The organism is Oharaeibacter diazotrophicus (assembly GCF_004362745.1).
Classification (GTDB): domain Bacteria; phylum Pseudomonadota; class Alphaproteobacteria; order Rhizobiales; family Pleomorphomonadaceae; genus Oharaeibacter; species Oharaeibacter diazotrophicus.
Map to the genome: position 1 here is coordinate 49824 of NZ_SNXY01000010.1, position 20400 is coordinate 70223.

At 71.9% G+C, this 20400-nt stretch carries 16 protein-coding genes; 12 read left to right on the forward strand and 4 right to left on the reverse strand.

The window, feature by feature from the left end; translation table 11 throughout:
* Positions 1–47: 47 nt before the first annotated feature.
* Positions 48–1646, reverse strand: a complete 1599-nt coding sequence (locus tag EDD54_RS17925; RefSeq protein WP_126539525.1) for an MBL fold metallo-hydrolase — start codon at positions 1644–1646, stop codon at positions 48–50.
* Between the two features lie 201 nt (positions 1647–1847).
* On the opposite strand from EDD54_RS17925, the gene EDD54_RS17930 reads away from it, so the two are divergent.
* Positions 1848–2717, forward strand: a complete 870-nt coding sequence (locus EDD54_RS17930) for a mechanosensitive ion channel family protein (RefSeq protein WP_245515816.1) — start codon at positions 1848–1850, stop codon at positions 2715–2717.
* Between the two features lie 74 nt (positions 2718–2791).
* Positions 2792–5512 carry a DNA mismatch repair protein MutS gene (mutS, locus tag EDD54_RS17935; protein WP_245515817.1) on the forward strand — a complete coding sequence of 907 codons (2721 nt, stop codon included), beginning with the start codon at positions 2792–2794 and terminating at the stop codon, positions 5510–5512.
* 52 nt (positions 5513–5564) lie between these two features.
* Here the strand turns inward: mutS and EDD54_RS17940 are convergent, their stop codons facing one another.
* Complete coding sequence (locus EDD54_RS17940) at positions 5565–6545, reverse strand: SH3 domain-containing protein (RefSeq protein ID WP_126539521.1); 981 nt, start codon at positions 6543–6545, stop codon at positions 5565–5567.
* Positions 6546–6738: 193 nt separating this feature from the next.
* On the opposite strand from EDD54_RS17940, the gene EDD54_RS17945 reads away from it, so the two are divergent.
* The 8 genes from EDD54_RS17945 (at position 6739) to EDD54_RS17980 (ending at position 16224) form a co-directional block, all read left to right on the forward strand.
* Positions 6739–9540, forward strand: a complete 2802-nt coding sequence (locus EDD54_RS17945) for a [protein-PII] uridylyltransferase (RefSeq protein ID WP_126539519.1) — start codon at positions 6739–6741, stop codon at positions 9538–9540.
* A gap of 193 nt (positions 9541–9733) precedes the next feature.
* A complete protein-coding gene (murJ, locus tag EDD54_RS17950; RefSeq protein ID WP_126539517.1) occupies positions 9734–11305 on the forward strand; it encodes a murein biosynthesis integral membrane protein MurJ in 1572 nt (523 codons plus the stop codon).
* Between the two features lie 100 nt (positions 11306–11405).
* Positions 11406–12455 carry a tryptophan--tRNA ligase gene (trpS, locus tag EDD54_RS17955; RefSeq protein WP_126539515.1) on the forward strand — a complete coding sequence of 350 codons (1050 nt, stop codon included), beginning with the start codon at positions 11406–11408 and terminating at the stop codon, positions 12453–12455.
* Positions 12456–12516: 61 nt separating this feature from the next.
* On the forward strand, positions 12517–13011 hold the full coding sequence (locus tag EDD54_RS17960; protein WP_126539513.1) for a universal stress protein: 495 nt from the start codon (positions 12517–12519) through the stop codon (positions 13009–13011).
* A 129-nt stretch (positions 13012–13140) separates the two neighbouring features.
* Positions 13141–13701, forward strand: coding sequence for a NifU family protein (locus EDD54_RS17965; RefSeq protein WP_126539511.1), 561 nt, complete (start codon positions 13141–13143; stop codon positions 13699–13701).
* A 73-nt stretch (positions 13702–13774) separates the two neighbouring features.
* Positions 13775–14671, forward strand: a complete 897-nt coding sequence (locus tag EDD54_RS17970) for a hypothetical protein (RefSeq protein ID WP_126539509.1) — start codon at positions 13775–13777, stop codon at positions 14669–14671.
* Positions 14672–14814: 143 nt separating this feature from the next.
* A complete protein-coding gene (locus tag EDD54_RS17975; protein ID WP_126539506.1) occupies positions 14815–15429 on the forward strand; it encodes a malonic semialdehyde reductase in 615 nt (204 codons plus the stop codon).
* A 135-nt stretch (positions 15430–15564) separates the two neighbouring features.
* Positions 15565–16224 (forward strand): response regulator, encoded by a 660-nt coding sequence (locus EDD54_RS17980; RefSeq protein ID WP_126539504.1) that lies wholly within the window; start codon positions 15565–15567, stop codon positions 16222–16224.
* A 22-nt stretch (positions 16225–16246) separates the two neighbouring features.
* On the opposite strand, the gene EDD54_RS17985 is transcribed toward EDD54_RS17980, so the two are convergent.
* Both EDD54_RS17985 and EDD54_RS17990 read right to left on the reverse strand, forming a co-directional pair.
* Positions 16247–17644 (reverse strand): ATP-binding response regulator, encoded by a 1398-nt coding sequence (locus EDD54_RS17985; RefSeq protein WP_126539502.1) that lies wholly within the window; start codon positions 17642–17644, stop codon positions 16247–16249.
* On the reverse strand, positions 17644–18834 hold the full coding sequence (locus EDD54_RS17990) for an FIST N-terminal domain-containing protein (RefSeq protein WP_245515818.1): 1191 nt from the start codon (positions 18832–18834) through the stop codon (positions 17644–17646). The genes EDD54_RS17985 and EDD54_RS17990 overlap by 1 nt, the downstream gene beginning before the upstream one ends.
* Before the next feature lie 262 nt (positions 18835–19096).
* On the opposite strand from EDD54_RS17990, the gene EDD54_RS17995 reads away from it, so the two are divergent.
* Together EDD54_RS17995 and EDD54_RS18000 are read left to right on the forward strand one after the other, a co-directional pair.
* Positions 19097–19792: an SRPBCC family protein gene (locus EDD54_RS17995; RefSeq protein ID WP_126539500.1), complete on the forward strand. Its 696-nt coding sequence runs from the start codon at positions 19097–19099 to the stop codon at positions 19790–19792.
* Between the two features lie 95 nt (positions 19793–19887).
* A complete protein-coding gene (locus EDD54_RS18000; protein WP_126539498.1) occupies positions 19888–20376 on the forward strand; it encodes a (2Fe-2S)-binding protein in 489 nt (162 codons plus the stop codon).
* Positions 20377–20400 lie beyond the last annotated feature (24 nt).

The window sequence follows — 20400 nt, forward strand, 5'->3', positions numbered from 1 at the left end:
CGAAACCTCGTAAAGCCCCGACGAGTCGGGGCTTTACGAGACAGGGCTCACCCCTCCTCGAGCGCGCGGCGGATCCGCCGCAGCACCGCGGCGCGGGCGCGCTCGTCGGCGGCTTCGCCGACCTTGTCCCGGACGTCGAGCATCAGCCGGCTGAGCTCGTTGTGCCAGTCCTGCCGGCCGCTCGCCCGCGGGTCGATCCGGGCGGGTGCCGCCGCCGCGCCGCCGAGCGGGCGGGCGGCGTGCTCGCCGAGGGCGTAGGCCGCGTCGATCGTCGGGACGTGAACGCGCGCGGCGGGAACGGTCCCTTCGACGCGGGCCGCGAGGCCGGCGAGCGCCGGCCCCTCGCCGTGCACCAGGAACAGGCCGGCGGCGATCGGCGCCCGCGCCGCGACCCAGCGCGCGAGCTCCGGGCCGTCGGCGTGGCCGGAATAGAGGTCCGTCGAGCGGATCCGGGCGCGGACCTTGATCTCCTCGCCCTGGATCCTGACGGTCGCCGCGCCGTTCTCGAGGATGCGCCCCAGCGTGCCCTCGGCCTGGTAGCCGACCAGCAGCACGGTGGCCTCCTCGCGCCACAGCCAATTCTTCAGCCGGTGCCGGATCCGTCCGGCCTCGCACATGCCGCTCGCCGCGATCACGATGTGGAAGTCGTGCAGGAGGTCGAGCGCCTTCGACTGCTCGACGCTCTCGGTGAAGCGCACGTTGCGCGCGGCCATCGCCCGGGTCAGCGTCGCGCCGTCCTCGATCTCGCCGGCGTGGGCCGCGAACACCCGCGAGGCGCGAGTGGCGAGCGGGCTGTCGATCACCAGCGGCACGACCGGGATCTCGCCGGCCTCCATCAGGTGGGTGAGGTCGACCAGCAGCTCTTGGGTCCGTTCCACCGCGAAGGACGGGATCAGCAGCGCGCCCGACGGCCGGATCGCCTCGCGGACGACGGTGCGCAGCGCGCGGCGGCGCTTCTCCGGCGAGGTCTCCGGGCGGTCGGTGTCGCCGTAGGTGGATTCGCAGATCACGTAGTCGAAGCCGGCGGGCGCCTCGGGGTCGTGCTGCAGCAGCTTGTGGTCGGGGCCGAGGTCGCCGGAGAACAGCAGCCGGCGCCGGCCGCCTCCGGCCTCGACCTCCATCTCCACCGACGCCGAGCCGAGCAGATGGCCGGCGTTCCACAGCCGCACCCGGACACCGTCGGCGACGGTCTGCCAGTGTCCACAGGCGAGGCCGCGGAATTGGGTCAGGGCCGCCTCGGCATCCTCGGCGCGGTAGATCGGCGCGACCGGGTCGCGGCCGCGGCGGGCGTTGCGGCGGTTGAGCTGCTCGACCTCGACCTCCTGGATGTGGCCGGAGTCCGGCAGCATGATCGAGGCGAGGTCCACCGTGGCGGGCGTCGCGTGGACCGGGCCGCGGTAGCCGGCCAGCACCAGCTTCGGAATCAGCCCGGCATGGTCGATGTGGGCGTGGGTCAGCACCACCGCGTCGAGCGTCGCCGGATCGAACGGGAACGGCCGGTAGTTCAGCTCCTTCTCCGTCTTCGAGCCCTGGAACATGCCGCAATCGACGAGGACGCGGGCGCGCGCCGTCTCCACCAGGAAGCACGAGCCGGTCACCGTGCCGGCGGCGCCGTGGACGTGGAGGACGGGATCGGAACCGGGCATGGCGAGCTTCTCCGGGCGGGCGGGAACCGCCGGAACCATAGTCCTCGCGCGCTCGTCTGGAACCCTCGCACGATTGCGGAAATTCGTATGTCCGGAGCCGGGGGGCTCCGACCCGAGGGACCGACCAATGACGACACCGTCCGTACCGCGCGCGCCGCGGCGAACGACCCTGGATCCGTGCCGGCGGGAAGGGGCGTCGTCGTGAACGGCCCCTTCTCCGCCGCCGAACTCGACCGTCTCGCCGACCTCGCGCTCGCCTGGACGCTGGCCTTCGTGCCCCGGCTCGTGGTCGCTCTCCTGATCTTCGCGATCGGCGTCGCCCTCGCCAACTGGGCGGGCCGGGGCGTGCTCGCCCTCTTGCGCCGCTCCGGCCACGTCGACGCCACCGTGCAGCCCGTCGTCGCCTCGGTGGTACGCTATGCGCTGGTGGTGCTGGTGGCGGTGTGGGCGCTCGGCCAGCTCGGGGTGCAGACCGCCTCGCTGCTCGCCGTGCTCGGCGCCGCCGGCCTCGCCGTCGGCCTCGCCCTCCAGGGCACGCTCACCAACATCGCCGCCGGCATCATGCTGCTCTGGCTGCGGCCGTTCCGGATCGGGGACTACGTCGAGGTCGCCACCGCGCCGATCGCGGGCACCGTCCGCGAGATCGGCCTGTTCGCCTGCCGGCTCGAGACCGTCGACGGCGTCACCGTGTTCGCGCCGAACCAGACGCTCTGGAACACGGCGCTGCGCAACTACGCCGGCGGCGACGGCCGCCTCGTCGCCGTCGAGGTCGCGCTGCCGAAGGAAGCCGACGCCGCGGCGGCACGGGCGGCGATCTCCTCGGGCCTCGAGGGTGTCGAGGGCATCTCCGACCGGCCGCTGCCCGACGTCTTCGTCGACGGCCTCACCGGCGACGGCCTCGTGCTCACGGTCAGGGTCTACGCGCTGCCGGGATCCGTCGGCGCGCTGATGCGCACCCTGCCGGCGGCGATCCGCGCCGCGCTCGACGCCTGCGAGGACGAGACGCTCCACCCGCTGCGGGTCGTCCGCACCGCGCCCTCGGCGGCCGACCCGAGCCGGCTGATGCGCTGAACCCCGCGCTTTCCACGGGAATCCGCCCCGGTTCGGGGTGAACGGGCGGACGCCATCTGCTAGCGTCCGCCGCCATGAACGAGATCGCGCCCATCGAGGAGAGCGCCGGCGAGGCCGGTTACGTCACGCCGGTGATGGCGCAGTACGTCGAGATCAAGGCCGCCAATCCGGACTGCCTGCTGTTCTACCGGATGGGCGACTTCTACGAGCTGTTCTTCGAGGACGCCGAGACCGCCTCGCGCGCCCTCGGCATCACGCTCACCAAGCGCGGCAAGCACCTCGGTCAGGACATCCCGATGGCCGGCGTGCCGGTGCACGCCGCCGACGACTACCTGCAGCGCCTGATCGCCCTCGGCCACCGCGTCGCCGTCTGCGAGCAGCTCGAGGATCCCGCCGAGGCGAGGAAGCGCGGCTCGAAGGCGGTGGTGCGGCGCGACGTCGTCCGCCTCGTCACCCCCGGCACGCTCACCGAGGAGACCCTCCTCGACGCCCGCCGCTCCAACTTCCTCGCCGCCGTCGCCCGCCAGCGCGGATCGGAGGGCGCGACCGACCGTTTCGCGCTCGCCTGGATCGACATGTCCACCGGCGCCTTCCGCCTCGCCGAGACCGCCGCCGCCGGACTGCCGGCGCTGCTCGCCCGGGTCGAGCCGAAGGAACTGCTCGTCCCCGACAACCTCTTCGACGAGGACGAGCTCCGCCGCACCTGGAAGGCCTCCGGCGCCGCCGTCGCCCCCGTGCCGCGCGCCTTCTTCGACGGCGCCACCGCCCACGACCGCCTCGCCGCCTATTACGGCGTCCGCGCCCTCGACGGCTTCGGCGCCTTCTCGCGGCTGGAGCTGTCGGCGGCCGCCGCCGTGGTCGCCTACGTGGAGAAGACCCAGGTCGGCGGCCGGCCGCCGCTCGACCCGCCCGCCCGCGACGCCGAGGGCGGCGTCATGGCGATCGACGCGGCGACCCGCGCCAACCTCGAACTGGTGCGCACTCTCTCCGGCGAGCGCCGCGGCAGCCTGCTCGCCGCCGTCGACCGCACCGTCACCGGTGCCGGCGCCCGCCTCCTCGCCGAACGCATCGCCGCCCCGCTCACCGACACCGCGGCGATCCGCGACCGGCTCGACACCATCGACCTCCTGGTCGCCGAGACCGGGCTGCGCACCACGCTGCGCTCGGCGCTCGCCCGCGCCCCGGACATGGCGCGCGCCTTCACGCGCCTCTCGCTCGACCGCGGCGGCCCGCGCGACCTCGCCGCCATCGCCGCCGGCCTCGAGGTCGCCGACCGGCTCGCCGCGGCGCTGGCCCCGCACGGCCACGGCGGCGTCGAGATCGCCGCGATCGTGGACGGGCTCGCCGGCGCCCCGCACGCGCTCGGCGAGCGCATCGCCGACGCCCTCGCCGACGAGCTGCCGCTCTTGAAGCGCGACGGCGGCTTCGTGCGCGGCGGCTTCCGCGCCGACCTCGACGAGGCCCGGGCGCTGAGGGAGGACAGCCGGCAGGTCATCGCGGCGCTGCAGGCGACCTATGCCGAGACGACCGAGATCCGCGCCCTCAAGATCCGCCACAACGGCGTGCTCGGTTATTTCGTCGAGGTGCCGCCGGCCCACGGCCCGGCGATGATGTCCGACCCGCTCGCGCGCACCTTCATCCACCGCCAGACGCTCGCCAACTGCGTGCGCTTCTCCACCACCGAGCTCGGCCAGCTCGAGGGCCGGATCGCGTCGGCGGCGGAGCGCGCGCTCGCGATCGAACTCTCGGTCTTCTCCGACCTCCTCGCCGCCGTGGTCGAGGCCGGCGAGGGCATCAAGGTGGCAGCCGCGACGCTCGCCACCCTCGACGTCGCCGCCGCCCTCGCCGAACTCGCCGACGCCGAGGGCTGGGTCCGCCCGCGCGTCGACGACAGCCTCGCCTTCGACGTCGAGGCCGGCCGCCACCCGGTGGTCGAGCAGGTGCTGAAGGAGGAGGGCGCGAGCTTCGTCGCCAACGACGCCCGCCTCGGCGGCGAGGACGCCGGCCGGCTCTGGCTCGTCACCGGCCCGAACATGGCGGGCAAGTCGACGTTCCTGCGCCAGAACGCCCTGATCGCGGTGCTGGCCCAGGCCGGATGCTTCGTGCCGGCCCGGCAGGCCCGGATCGGCGTGGTCGACCGCCTGTTCAGCCGCGTCGGCGCCGCCGACGACCTCGCGCGCGGCCGCTCCACCTTCATGGTCGAGATGATCGAGACCGCGGCGATCCTCAACCAGGCCGGCCCGCGCGCCTTCGTGGTGCTCGACGAGATCGGCCGCGGCACCGCCACCTTCGACGGCCTGTCGATCGCCTGGGCGACCATCGAGCACCTGCACGAGGTCAACCGCGCCCGCGCGCTGTTCGCCACCCACTACCACGAGCTCACCGCGCTCGCCGAGCGGCTGCCCCGCATCGTCAACGCCACGGTGAAGGTCAAGGAGTGGAAGGGCGACGTCGTGTTCCTGCACGAGATCGTGCCCGGCGCCGCCGACCGCTCCTACGGCATCCAGGTCGCCAAGCTCGCCGGCCTTCCGCCGGCGGTGGTCGAGCGCGCCCGCGCCGTGCTCGCCGAACTCGAGCGCACCGACGGCGGCAAGGCCGCGGCCATCCTCGACGACCTCCCGCTGTTCTCCGCCGCCCGCCGCCGCGCCCCGGCTCCGGCCGCGGCGCCCGACCCGGCCGAGACGGAACTCCTCGCCGCCCTCGACGCGCTCGCGCCCGACGACCTCACCCCGCGCGAGGCGATCGACGCGCTCTACCGCCTCAAGTCCCTCCGCGCCCGAGCGCGGAGGGACTGAGCGGCTGCGGCCGGGACGGGGGCGACCCGCTGCCGCGCGCCGGGCTCCCCGCTCAGGCGAGCAGGGACGAGGATACCCAGACCTGATCGAAGTCGACGCGCGACCAGCCGCCGGACGTTTCGTGGACGAACACGACCTCGTCCTTCTGGAACACCGTGACGACCGGGTACTGCGTGCCCGGACCGGTGCGGCCGTTGGAGTCCGGCGTGGTGACGCGCCGCCGCGTCACCGTCGCGGTGTAGGTGCCCGACACCCATTCCTGCTTCGACGCCGAGATCCTGAGCCAGCCGCTCTTTTCCTCGTACACCCTGAGGATGGTGCCGAGCTTGGCGGGCGGGACGCCCGGAACCGGCGGGTTGGCCGTTCCCGGTCCGGAGCGGATCGTCAGCGTCGCCGACGTGACGCGGGCGTAGCGGTCCACGGGCGGCGGCGGCGTCGCCACCCCCATCGCGGCGGCGACCAGCGGCAGGAAGTTGGCCTGGCAGTCGGGCACCTTGTTGCCGCCGAAGAAGGCCGTGCCCGGGCAGGACTTCGTCGAGCCCGACAGCCCGTTGGTGCGGGCGCCGGTGTTGAGGTCGTACCAGTGGTGGTAGACGACGTTGTCGGTGTCGGGCGCGCCGAGGCCGAAGCGCTTCAGCAGCGCGGCGGTGACGGCCACGATGGCGTCGCGCTGGGCGGTCGTCATGGCGTCGTGGCCCTGGTCGAAGTTGCCGAGGTTCTCGATGCAGATCGAACCGGCGTTTCGACCGTAGATGCAGGCCGGGGTGTTCGCCAGCGGCCGGCCGGTCATCACGACGCCGTCGGGGAAGATCGTGAAGTGCTGGCCGATGTCGGACCAGCCGTTGTTGCCGACGTGATGGGCCTTCATGCCCTTCTGGAGTTCGAAGTGGTTGGCCCCGTTGAAATGGACATAGGCCGGGCTCCACGTGTGGTGCTCCTGGACCCGTGCCAAAGCCCGCGTCACCGAGATGGTCGGCAGCCACGCCTGGAACTCCGCCACCGTCATGGCGGTGAAACCGTATTTGGTCTGCATCCGGTCGCCCTCCCGCAACCATGAGGAACGGGAGCGACAATGAACCCATCATCGATCGTCGTCCAGGGCAATCATACGCGTCCAAGACGCATCGATCGTCGTCGACACCCTCGTTGTGGGCCGGAAGCGCGTGGGTGGCGATCTTCACCATTTCCGCCTAGGTTCGGCCCCGACCGAACGACTGGTGCATTCGATGACGAGAGCGGCCGACACGGGCATTCTGATCGACGAGGCGGCGGTGCGCGCCGAGATCGCGGCGCTGTGCGCGGCGAGCGGGGGGACGCGGCGCGACGGCCGGGCGACCGATCCGCGCGCCGGCATCCTCGCCGTCCTGAAGCGCGTCAACGCCGAGGGCCGCGAGAAGGCACGCCTGCTGCTGGTCGAGGAGCGCCACGGCATGCGCTGCGCCGAGCGGCTGTCGGCGATGATGGATACCATCATCCGCATCGTCTACGACCACGCCGTCGAACGCGTCTTCAAGGTCGACAACCCCTCGTCGTCCGAGCACATGACGCTGGCCGCCGTCGGCGGCTACGGCCGTGGCACGCTCGGTCCCGCTTCCGACATCGACCTGTTGTTCCTGCTGCCCTACAAGCAGACGCCCTGGGGCGAGAGCGTCGTCGAATACGTGCTCTACATGCTGTGGGACCTCGGGCTGAAGGTCGGTCACGCCACCCGCCGCGTCGACGAGTGCATCCGCCTCGCCCGCTCCGACATGACGATCCGCACCGCCCTGCTCGAGGCCCGGCGGATCTGGGGCGACGAGGCGCTGTTCGCCGAACTCCGGCAGCGCTTCTCGGCCGAGGTGGTCAAGGGCACCGGGCCCGAGTTCATCCTGGCCAAGCTCGCCGAGCGCGACGAGCGCCACCGCCGCCAGGGCACCTCGCGCTACCTGGTCGAGCCCAACGTCAAGGAGGGCAAGGGCGGCCTGCGCGACCTCCACACCTTGTTCTGGATCGCCAAGTACTTCTACGAGACCGACGACACCGGCGACCTCGTCGCCCGCGGGGTGTTCTCCAAGGCCGAGATGGCGCGCTTCCACAAGTGCGAGGACTTCCTCTGGGCGGTGCGCTGCAACCTCCACTACCTGACCCGCCGCCCGGACGACCGCCTCGGCTTCGAGTGGCAGCGCGAGATCGCCGCGCTGCTCGGCTACCAGGGCCACCCCGGCCTGTCGCCGGTCGAGCGCTTCATGAAGCACTATTTCCTGGTCGCCAAGGACGTCGGCGACCTCACCCGCATCTTCTGCGCCGCCCTCGAGGAGACCCACGCCAAGCCGATCCCGGTGCTCGACCGCGTGTTCGGCCGCGCCGGCCGGCGCCGGCGCAAGTCGTTGCCGGACACGCCGCAGTTCGTGGTCGAGAACGAGCGGCTCGGCATCGCCGACGACGGCGTGTTCGAGCGCGACCCGGTCGACCTGCTGCGCATCTTCCACGTCGCCGACAAGTCCGGCCTCGACTTCCACCCGGACGCGCTGAAGCTGATCACCCGTTCGCTGCGCCTCGTCGACGCGCGCCTGCGCGACGACGAGGAAGCCAACCGGCTGTTCCTGGAGATCCTGACGTCGCGCAAGCACGCCGAGACCGTGCTGCGCTCCATGAACGAGACCGGCGTGCTCGGCCGCTTCATCGGCGACTTCGGCAAGGTCGTCGCGATGATGCAGTTCAACATGTACCACCACTACACGGTGGACGAGCACACGCTGCGCGCCATCGGCATCCTCGCGGCGATCGAGCGCGGCGAGGGCGGCGGCGAGCACCCGCTCGCCACCGACCTGATCCGCAAGATCCAGCACCGCAGGGAACTCTACGTCGCGCTGTTCCTGCACGACATCGCCAAGGGCCGCCCCGAGGACCACTCGGTCGCCGGCGCCCGGATCGCCCGCCGGCTCTGCCCGCGCTTCGGCTTCACACCGGCCGAGACCGAACTGACCGCCTGGCTGGTCGAGCAGCACCTCACCATGTCGATCGTGGCGCAGTCGCGCGACCTCGCCGACCGCAAGACCATCCGCGACTTCGCCGCCGTGGTGCAGACGATCGAGCGGCTGAAGCTCCTGCTGATCCTCACCGTCGCCGACATCCGCGCCGTCGGACCGGGGGTGTGGACCGGCTGGAAGGGCCAGCTGCTGCGCACGCTCTACTACGAGACCGAGCCCTTCCTGCTCGGCGGCCACTCGCAGCTCTCGCGCGACCAGCGCGTCGCCGCCGCCAAGGCCGAACTCGGCGCCAGCCTCGCCGACTGGCCGGCGGCCGCGCGCGAGCGTGCGCTCGCCCGCCACTACGACCCCTACTGGATGCGGGTCGACCTGCCGGTCAAGATCGCCCACGCCGAACTCCTGCGGAAGAGCGACGAGGCCGGCCGCCGCCTCGCCACCGCCTTCACCGCCCGCGCCTTCGAGGGCGTCACCGAGATCACCGTGGTCGCCCCCGACCACCCGCGCCTCCTGTCGACGCTCGCCGGCGCCTGCACCGCCGCCGGCGCCAACATCGTCGACGCCCAGATCTTCACCACCACCGACGGCCTCGCCCTCGACACCATCATGGTCAGCCGCGAGTTCCCGGCCGACGAGGACGAACTGCGCCGCGCCGAGCGCATCGCCAAGCTGATCGAGGCCGCCCTCGAGGGCCGCGAGCGCCTGCCCGAGATGATCGCGCGCCGCGTCGTCCAGCAGAAGAAGCCGCCGAAGGCCTTCGTACTGCCGACCGAGGTGACGATCGACAACGACCTCTCCGAGCAGTTCACGGTGATCGAGGTGTCGAGCCTCGACCGGCCGGGCCTGCTCTACGAGCTGACGCGCTCGATCTCCGACCTCGCGCTCAACATCGCCTCGGCCCACGTCGCGACCTTCGGCGAGCGGGCGGTCGACGTCTTCTACGTCACCGACCTCACCCGCCAGAAGATCCAGTCGAGCGCCAAGCACACCGTCATCCGCAAGCGCATCCTCCAGGCGCTCGACGAGACCGGCGAGGCCAAGGCCGCGAAGAAGGCGGGGTGAGCGGGGGCGCTTCCCAACGCGGCGCCGACGCGCTACTCCCGCGGTCCGGAGCGCTTTCCGACCCGATGGAATTATCGGGTCGACGAGAAATCGCTCCAGAATCTCTGAACTGGAGCATTCTCCCCTCGACCAAGTCGTGCAACTCGGTCGGAGAATGCTCCGGTCCTGCAACGGCAGCGGTGGTCGGCGCCCCATGAGCCTCGTCAAGAATTTCGCGACCGTCGGCATGGCGACGCTGTCCTCGCGCGTGCTCGGCTTCGTGCGCGACGTGTTCATGGCCAACATGCTCGGCTCCGGGCCGATCGCGGACGCCTTCTTCGTCGCCTTCCGGCTGCCGAACCTGTTCCGCCGCCTGTTCGCCGAGGGCGCCTTCTCGGCCGCCTTCGTGCCGCTGTTCGCCCGCGCCCTCGCCGAAGGCGGCGACGCCGGCGCGCGCCGGCTCGCCGAGGAGATCCTGGCGGTCTTCCTCCTGACGCTGACCGTGGTCACCGTGATCGCCGAACTCGCCGCGCCGCTCCTGGTCGTCGTGCTCGCGCCCGGCTTCTCCGACGAGCCGGAGAAGTTTTCCGCCGCCGAGGCGATGAGCCGGATCATGTTCCCCTATCTCGCCTGCATGTCGCTGACGGCGATGGCGGCGGGCATGCTGCAGTCCTTCGGCCGCTTCGCCGTCGCCGCCTTCGCGCCGTCGCTGCTCAACGTCGTGCTGGTCGCGGCGCTCGGGCTGATCTGGTGGTCGGGTTGGGCCGGCACGCCGAACGCGGCCTACACGCTGTCCTGGGCGGTGTTCGTCGCCGGCTTCGCCCAGCTCCTGGCGGTCGCCGGCACGCTGTGGTGGATCGGCTTCCCGGTGTCGCTGCTGCGGCCGCGCTGGACCGACAACGTCCGGCGCCTCGTGCAACTCGGCATCCCCGGTGTGATCTCCGGCGGCATCACCCAGATCAACGTGGTGGTCGGCACCATCATCGCCTCGCTGCAGGCCGGCGCGGTGTCCTGGCTCTACTACGCCGACCGCATCTACCAGCTGCCGCTCGGTGTCATCGGCGTCGCCATCGGCGTCGTGCTGCTGCCGGACCTCACCCGGCGCCTGCGCACCGAGACGGTCGAGAGCGTCCACCATACCCAGAACCGCGCCCTCGAGTTCGCCATGGCCCTGACGCTGCCGGCGACGGTGGCGCTGGTGGCGATCCCCTTCACGATCATGCGCGTGCTGTTCGAGCGCGGCGCCTTCACGCCCGCGGACACGCTCGCCACCGGCTGGGCGGTGGCCGCCTTCTCGGCCGGCCTGCCGGCCTTCGTGGCGATCAAGGTGTTCCAGCCGAGCTACTTCGCCCGCGAGGACACCCGCACGCCGACGGTGCAGGGCGGCATTTCGCTGGCGGTCAACGTCGGCGGCTCGCTGGCGCTGTTCCCCTTCCTCGGCCACGTCGGCATCGCCGCCGCGACCTCGCTCGCCGCCACCGTCAACGCGGTGATGCTGCTGGTGGTGCTGGTGCGCCGCGGCCACTTCGCCGCCGACCGGCTGCTGGTGCGCCGCCTGACGCTGCTGGCGATCGCCAGCCTCCTGATGGGCGCCGCCCTCGTCGTCGGCGCCGATTTCGCCGAACCCTGGCTGCGCGACCGGCGCGAACTGGTCTCCGGCGGCGCGCTCGCCGCGCTCTGCGCCGGCGGCATGGTGGTCTACGGCCTCGCGGCGGTCGCCACCGGAGCGGTGGACGTCCGCCGCTACGGCCGCGCCATCCTGGCGCGGAAACGCCGCGGCGCTTGAAGTCGCGGGGCGGGACCTGCATAAGGCGGTCGGCCGCCGCCGACGCCCCGGACGGCGCCGACGGCCCCACGCGGTCTCCCTCCAACAGAGTCCCCCGGCAATGGCGTTCAAGCCTCTCGTCTTCTCCGGCGTCCAGCCCACCGGCAACCTGCACCTCGGCAATTATCTCGGCGCGATCAAGCGCTTCGTGGAGATGCAGGCCCACCACGACTGCATCTACTGCGTGGTCGACCAGCACGCGATCACGGTGTGGCAGAACCCGGCCGACCTGAAGAAGCAGATCCGCGAGGTCACCGCGGCCTTCCTCGCCGCCGGCATCGACCCGAAGGCGCACGTCGTCTTCAACCAGAGCCAGGTGCCCGAGCACGCCGAACTCGCCTGGGTGTTCAACTGCGTCGCCCGCATGGGCTGGCTCAACCGGATGACCCAGTTCAAGGAGAAGGCCGGCAAGGATCGCGAGAACGCCTCGGTCGGCCTGTTCGCCTATCCGACGCTGATGGCCGCCGACATCCTCGTCTACCGCGCCACCATGGTGCCGGTCGGCGAGGACCAGAAGCAGCATCTCGAGCTCGCCCGCGACATCGCGCAGAAGTTCAACAACGACTTCCGCGACAGCGTCGCCGCCGCCGGCTTCGACCCCGACGAGGGCTTCTTCCCGCTGCCCGAACCGCTGACCCAGGGCCCGGCGCCGCGGGTGATGAGCCTGCGCGACGGCACCAAGAAGATGTCGAAGTCGGACCCGTCCGACTACTCGCGCATCAACCTGACCGACGACCAGGACACCATCGCGCAGAAGGTGCGCAAGGCGCGCACCGATTCCGAGCCGCTGCCGTCCGAGGTCGCCGGACTTTCCGGCCGCGCCGACGCCGACAACCTCGTCACCATCTACGCCGCGCTCGCCGGCACGACGCGCGAGGCGGTGCTGGCGGAGTTCGGCGGGGCGCAGTTCTCGGCCTTCAAGCCGGCGCTGGCCGACCTCGCCGTCGCCGTGCTGGCGCCGATCAACCGACACATGCGCGAGCTGATGGACGATCCCGCCCACATCGACGCCGTCCTCGCCGACGGCTCCGAACGCGCCGGCGCCATCGCCGCCAAGGTGATGGACGACGTCAAGGACATCGTCGGCTTCCTGCGCAGCCGCCGGCGCTGACACGATCTCCGGGAGGGGGCGGACTTGCCTCCTCCCGCCGCCCGCCGCTAGGATCGCCGCCATGGTCTCCAAGCGCCTCGCCCGGGAAGAGGGCCACCGCCGCAAGTTCCTGGCCGTCGTGGACGACACGCCGGAGTGCGACCGCGCGCTGGTCTACGCGGCCAGCCGCGCCGCCCGCACCGGCGGCGTGCTGGTGCTGCTCTACGTGATCCAGCCCGGCGACTTCCAGCACTGGCTCGGCGTCGAGAACATCATGCGCGCCGAGGCGATGGACGACGCCGAGGACCGGCTCGCCCGCATGGCCGAGCGCGTCCGCGCCCTCGCCGCGATCGATCCCGAACTCGTGATCCGCGAGGGCAAGCCGGTCGAGGCGATCAATGCGCTGATCGAGGAGGACCGCGACATCGCCATCCTGGTGCTCGCCGCCGCGACCGGAACCGACGGCCCGGGGCCGCTGGTCTCCTCGATCGCCGGCAAGTCCGGGGCGGCCTTTCCCATCCCCGTCACCATCGTGCCGGGCACGCTCGCCGACGAGGACATCGCCGCCGTGGCCTGAGCCCGAGGCGGTGGAATCCGGTCGCTCGCGACGGCCACGCCGGAGGCCGCGATTGAATCCGGCGCGCGAACGGCTATCTTCGCTGTCTAGAACCGTTCAAAACGGGCGCAGGGCCCGGAGAGAGGCGACATGTTCATCCAGACCGAAGCGACGCCCAACCCGGCGACGCTGAAGTTCCTGCCCGGCCGCGTCGTGCTCGACGGCGCCCCGCGCGAATACCGCAGCCTCGACGAGGCCGGCGAATCGCCGCTGGCGACCGCGCTGTTCGCCGTTCCCGGCGTGACCGCGGTGTTCTTCGGCTACGACTTCGTCACCGTCACCAAGGCGGACGCCGAATGGGCGCGGCTGAAGCCGGCCGTGCTCGGCGCCATCATGGAGCACTTCATGTCGGGCGCGCCGATCCTGGCCGCCGGCGAGGAGGCCGACGAGGACGCCGGCGAGGAGTTCGATCCGGCCGACCGGGACACCGTCGACACCATCAAGGAACTCCTGGAGACGCGGGTGCGCCCGGCGGTGGCGGCCGACGGCGGCGACATCACCTTCCGCTCCTACCGGGACGGCGTGGTGTTCCTCAACATGCGCGGCGCCTGCGCCGGCTGCCCGTCCTCGACCGCGACGCTGCGCCACGGCATCCAGAACCTGCTGCGCCACTTCCTGCCGGAGATCCAGGAGGTCCGCGCGGTCTCGTGACCGCCGGAAGGCTTGAAAGCCGGCCGCGACTCCCGTCTTCTCCACGTCCGGGTGTGATGGTGGGGAGGGCGGTGTGGCGGTCGATCCGGTCGATGTCCTGGCGCGGGCGCTCGGCGTCTTCTACGCCGTCGGCGGCGTGGTGACGCTGCGCGCGGTCGCGATGGACCTGACGCTCGACGGCATGCTCGCGGTGCTCGAGCACCGCCGCCGTACGACGCGCAACCGCGTCCGCACCCTGTTCCTCACCGTCGGTTCGCTGGTCACCGTGCTCGCGGGCGTGGCGCTGGCGGCCGGCAGCGGGCTGTCGCCCTGGCTCTTCCTCGCCGGCGCCGCGGGGCAGGGCGGCTGGCTGGCCTTCGCGCGCGCCGCCTTTCCGCCCGCCGACGCCGACGAGGCCAAGGGCCGCCGGCGCAGCACCAACGCCTTCGTCGGCTGGCTCGCCGCCACGGTCTTCGTGGTCTGGCTCTGGCGAGGTGGCCGGCTCGCTCCGATCGACGCGCCGCTGCCGGCCGCCGCCCTCGCCGTCGCCGCCCTCGCCCTCGCGGTCGCCGGCCGGGTGCTGTTCCGGCGCCCGAAGGCCGACACCGCCCGGATCGACCTCGACGACCTCGTCGCCGCCACCGACGACACGCCGCCGGAGCGCGTCCGGCTCGCCCCGGAACTCGGCTGCTGGCCGCTCTGGGACCACGACAGCGACCGCAACCTCGACCCCATCCGCCTCGGCCTGCCGGAGCCGCTCCTGCGCCGGATCGAGCGCTTCGACCGGGCGTTCCAGGACGCCGCCGGCCATCTCGATCCGAGCGTCCCGCTGTTCCCGTCCGAGCGGGAGGCGCGCGCCTTCGACGCCGAGGCTCGTGCCATCGTCGCCGAACTCGCCGGCGTGTTCGGTGCCGGCAACGCGGTCTGGCCGAAGCTGAAATGGGCGCTGCCGGCCGAGGCCGACGGCGAGAGCCCGCTGCGCGTGCTGTGAATCGGCCCCCGGAACGACAACCGGCTGTCCACCGAACGTGAACGGACCGTCGCCCGTCCGTGGTCTTTCGCATGTCCGCGGCGGCCTCTAGATGGGAGGCGACGATTTTTCCCTTCCGCAACGCCCCTCCGAGGCCGCACATCATGGATACCCTCGCCAACGCCAAGGCCGCCCCGCTCGACGACGCCGGCCTCGACCTCCTGTTCCGCGAAGGCCGCACCTTCAGCGGCTTTACCGCCGCGCCGGTCTCCGACGACACGCTGCGCACCCTCGCCACCCTCGCCGAGCTCGGGCCGACCGAGGCCAACTCGCTGCCGGGCCGCTTCGTGTTCGTGAAGTCGGCCGAGGCCAAGGCCAAGCTGGTTCCGTTGATGTCCGAGGGCAACCGCGCCAAGACCGAGAAGGCGCCGGTCAACGTGATCGTCGCCTACGACCTCGACTTCTTCGAGAACCTGCCGAAGACCTTCCCGCAGGTCGACGCCCGCGCGTGGTACGCCGGCGCGCCGGACGAGCGCCTCGCCTTCTCGGCGAGCCGCAGCACCGCCCTGCAGGCCGGCTACCTGATCACCGCCGCCCGCGCCCTCGGCCTCGACGTCGGCCCGATGGGCGGCTACGACGCCGCCGCCATCGACGCCGCCTTCTTCGCCGGCACGCGCTGGCGCACGCTGATGGTCATGAACCTCGGCTACGGCGACCGCGCCGCGCTCTACCCGCGCAATCCCCGCCTCGACTTCGACGAGTTCGCCCGGATCGTCTGAACCGACGCCCCGGGACGGCGCCGCCGTCTCGTTCCAAAGCACCGTATCCGCGGGCGCCGCCCGCGGATACCATGGGTCCCGCGTCGGACGGCTCTGCCGCCGACCGTCATGGCTGCCGCGAGGCGAGGACCCGCGATGACCCGCTTTCTGATCGTCGACGACCACCCGCTGTTCCGCGAGGCGCTGCAGAGCGTCATCCACCGGGACTGGCCGGCCGCGGAGATCCGCGAGGCCGATTCGATCGAACAGGCCGAGGTTCTGCTCGGCGGCGGCCTCGCCGTCGACCTCGCGCTGCTCGACCTCTCCATGCCCGACGCCCGCGGCTTCGACGGCCTGCTCAGGATCCGCACCGCCTTCCCGCGGCTGCCGATCGTGGTGGTCTCCGGCATGGAGGACGGCCGCATCGTCCGCGAGGCGCTGTCCTACGGCATCGCCGGTTTCATCCCGAAGTCGGTCCGCCGCGACGAACTCGGCCGCGCCATCGGCGAGGTCATGGCCGGCAACGTCTACGTGCCCGACAACCTTCCGGAACCGGCGCCGGCGGCGCCCGACGGCAAGGCCGACCTCGTCGCCAAGCTGAAGACGCTGACGCCGCAACAGGTGCGCGTCCTCAAGATGCTGCGCCAGGGCCTCCTCAACAAGCAGATCGCCTTCGAGCTCGCCGTCGGCGAGACCACGGTGAAGGCCCACGTCTCGGAGATCCTGCGCAAGCTCGGCGTCTACTCGCGCACCCAGGCTGTGATCGAGGCCTCCAAGATCGACTTCGACCACGTCCTCGCCGAAGCCGACGGCTGAACGGGCCCGCGTCCTCGCGCCGTCAGCCGAGGATGTGCGCCATCAGCGCGCGCAGTTCGGCCGGCTTGACCGGCTTCTGCATGATCTCGCAGCCGGCTGCGCGGACGCGGCGGGCGACGTCCTCGGAATAGTTGGCGGTCACCACCACCGCCGGCACCGGCCGGCCGGCACGGGCGCGCACCGCCTCGACCGCCTCGAGGCCGGTCTCGCCGGCGTCGAGGTGGAAGTCGGCGAGCACGATGTCCGGGGCGCCGCCGGTCGAGGCGACGTCGGCGGCGTCGGCGACCCCGCGAACGGCCGCGACCCGGCAGCGCCAGCGCGTCAGCAGCGCCTCGGTGGCGCGCATCACCGCCGGATCGTTCTCGACCACCAGCACCCGCGCGCCGGCGACGCCGAAGCTGCCGAGGGCGGCGCGCGCCACCATCTCGGCCGCGGCCGGGGCGGGGGCCGGGGCAATCGGCAGCGTCACCGAGAACACCGTGCCGCGGCCGGCGACCGAGCGCAGCCGGAGACCGTGGCCGAGCGCGTCGGCCATGCGGCGCACGATCGCGAGGCCGAGGCCGAGGCCGGTCTGGCCGTCGGCGGTGCGGGCGCTGCCGCGGCGGAACTCCTCGAACACCGCCTCCTGCTCGTCCGCGGGGATGCCGACGCCGGTGTCGACCACGTCGATCCGGACGGAGCCGGCGCCGGCCCGGCGCACGCCGACCAGCACGCCGCCGGCGGCGGTGTAGCGCACGGCGTTGGAGATCAGGTTCTGCAGGATCCGCCGCAACAGCTGCGGATCCGAGGCGACGTGGAGGCCGGAGGGCCGGATGCGGAACCTCAGGCCCTTCTGCGCCACGATCGGCGCGAAGTCCGAGCCGAGCGAGCCGAGCAGGTCGTCGAGCGCCACGGGGCGGACCTCGGTGGTGACGACGCCGGCGTCGAGCTTGGAGATGTCGAGGAGGGTCTTGAGCAGATCCTCGATGGTGCCGAGCGCGCGGTCGACCTGCCCGGTCAGCCGGCGGCCCTCCTCGCCCTCCTGCACGTCGGCGAGCGCCGACACCGACAGCCGCGCCGCGTTGAGCGGCTGCAGGAGGTCGTGGCCGGCGGCGGCGAGGAAGCGGGTCTTGTAGGCGTTGGCCTGCTCGGCCTGCTCCTTGGCGCGGCGCAGGTCCTCGTTGGACTGCTCGAGCCGGCGTAGCACCTGCGTCAACTCGTCGGTGCGGGCGCGGACCTGGAGCTCGAGGTTGATCGCGGTCTGGAACAGCGAATAGGCGTTGCCGTGGACGTCGGTCGAGCGCTCGACCCGGTCCATCAGCGCGGCGTTGATCTTCTCGAGCCGCCGGATCCGCTCGAGCAGCACCGCCTCGCGGTCGTCCACCTCGGTGACGGGCGGCGCCGCCGGGCGGATCACGTAGGTCGTGGCCGGCTCGTCCATCAACGCTCCCCGGTCGCCGGCGCCGCGCGCGCCCGGCCGATGGCGATGCCGGTGAAGGTCTGGTTGAGGTGCATGGTGCGGTACTGTTCGCCGTAGGTGTTGAAGCCGAACACGTTGTGGCGACGGTAGAGGTCCGAGATCTTGTGCGTCACCTGCCGGTTCTGGGCGTCGAGCCGGCGCAGCACGCAGTCGAAGCCGAGGATCCAGTCGACGCCGCCGAGGTCCTGATCGACGCGTTCGAGCGCGACCTCGAGGCTCTCGACGAGGTCGACCGGCTTGGCGACGGTCAGCACGACGCCGTCGTCGATGGCGCAGAAGAACGACAGCGAGCCGTCCGGGTTGGTGGTGCGCGGCGAGCGGCAGAAATACTCGCCGCCGACCCGGACCACCATCGGGTGGGCGGCGAAGCCGAACGGCGACAGGCGCCCGGGATCGAGCCCGGCGACCATGGCGTATTCGTAGGCGGCGATCTCGGCGTTTAGCTCGTAGACGGTGCGCTGGCCCGGATCGGAATGGGTGACGACCAGCTTGTTGGCGGTCGGCTCGAAGTTGTCCGACTTGAACACCCGGAACGGCAGCTCGGTGTGGACCAGGATCAGCACCGCGGCGTCGCTGTGCACCTTGCCGTCGTGGAGGAGGGTGGTCGAACGGTAGGCGAGGTCGTCGCCGGCGGAGCCGCCGACCAGCGGGATCTCGCCGAGCGCCCAGTCGATCGAGGAGACCACCGCCTCCTCGCGCATGCAGAGGCCGTCGATCAGCGACAGCGCGAAGGTCTGGCCCGGCCGGGCATTGGGGCGGCGGCGGGCGAGTTCGGCGCGCAGCCGTGCCACCGCCTCGGAGCCGCGCTCCACCGACAGCCGGGCGACGTCGGGGATCAGCGCCGACACCACGTCGAAGCCGCGGCGCGGGAAGGCGATCACCACGAGACCGCCTTCGGTGAGCCCCTCCGCAGAGAGTTCGCCGGCGGTGGAGCAGCCGGCGACCGGAACCCCGGGATAGGCCTTCGCCAGCGCGTCGGCGAGGGCGGCGGCGTCGTAGCGGGCGGTGAAGAAGACGAGCAGGAAGGACGGCACGGCCTGCGGCAGGTCGTGCGTCAAAACGGCCATGGCCTCGTCGAGGCCGGCCTCCGACAGCGTGATGGTCCTGATGCCGCAGGCGAACTCCCGCCCGGGCTCGCGCGTCGTGTCCACGACCCCTCCAGGGACCCCTCCAGGTCCGCACTCCCGATCCTTCCATATGGGATGCATTTTCGCCGGGACGCAAGATTCCCGCGGCGACGGCGTCGCCGCACCGCCGCCCCTCCTCGCCGCGGCGCCGGCGCTCGAGACGGGGTGACCTTCGCGGAGACCGAAAGTACAATTCCCCGGCCCGGTCGGCCGCGGATACCGTCGCGTGCGGAGAGGGGGCGCCGGGCTTGGCGCAAGAACGACGAGGCGGGAGGTCGACCAGCCCATGGACATGACGGGCGAATACCGGATTCCGGCGCCGCGCCAAACGGTGTGGGCCGCGCTGAACGATCCGGAAACCCTGAAAGCCTGCATTCCCGGCTGCGAGAGCCTGGAGACGACGGGCGACGAGATGACGGCGACCGTGGTCGCCAAGATCGGGCCGGTGAAGGCCAAGTTCTCCGGCAAGGTGCGATTCGAGAACGTCGATGCGCCGAACGGCTATTCGATCGTGGGCGAGGGCCAGGGCGGCGTCGCCGGCTTCGCCAAGGGCGGTGCCGACGTCAAGCTGACCGAGGACGGCGACGGCACGCTGCTCGCCTATACCGCCAAGGCGCAGGTCGGCGGCAAGCTGGCCCAGCTCGGCAGCCGGCTGATCGACGGCACCGCCAAGATGATGGCGGACCAGTTCTTCTCCGCCTTCACCGAGAAGGTCGGGGCGGCCGCCGCAGCGGCGGCGCCCGAAGCCGCGGCGAGCGCGCCGGCGGCGGTGGATCCCGGTCCCGTCGCCCTCGAGGGCGGCGAGGTCGCGGCCAAGGAGGACGCGTTGGAGCGCGTCGTCCACGCGGCGGAGGCCGCGGAGCGCAAGGTCGAGGAGCGCGTCGAGGCGGCGGCCGTCAAGGCCGGACCGTCCGGGCCGATGCTCTGGGGCCTCGTCGCGCTGGCGGTCGTGGTGGTGGTTTTCCTGGTCGCGACGCTCTGAGGCGTCGTCGGGCGGGCCGGCGGGGAGTCGCGCCGGACAAGTGAATCGCGAAGTGCGTTCAATCGATTGAAATCCGGTTTGTCAGGGAGGAACCGATGACGACCATATCGATGACGGTGAACGGGAAGCCCGTCACGGCGTCGGTCGAGGACCGTACGCTGCTCGTCCAATTCCTGCGCGAGACGCTGGGCCTCACCGGCACCCATGTCGGCTGCGACACCTCGCAGTGCGGCGCGTGCCTCGTGCACGTCGACGGCGTCGCCGTGAAGTCCTGCACCACGCTGGCCGTCCAGGCCGACGGCGCGTCGGTGACCACGATCGAGGGCCTCGCCAACGGCGACGTACTGCACCCGGTGCAGGCGGCCTTCCGCGAGCACCACGGCCTGCAGTGCGGCTTCTGCACCCCGGGCATGATCATGGCCGCGGTCGACATGATCCAGCGCCACGGCGCCAAGCTCGACGAGGCGACCATCCGCCACGAGCTCGAGGGCAACATCTGTCGCTGCACCGGCTACCACAACATCGTCAAGGCGATCCAGGCGGCCGCCGATCAGATCGCCGGCCTGTCCCAGGCCGCCGAGTGACGGTCATCTGAAGCATCCTAGGAT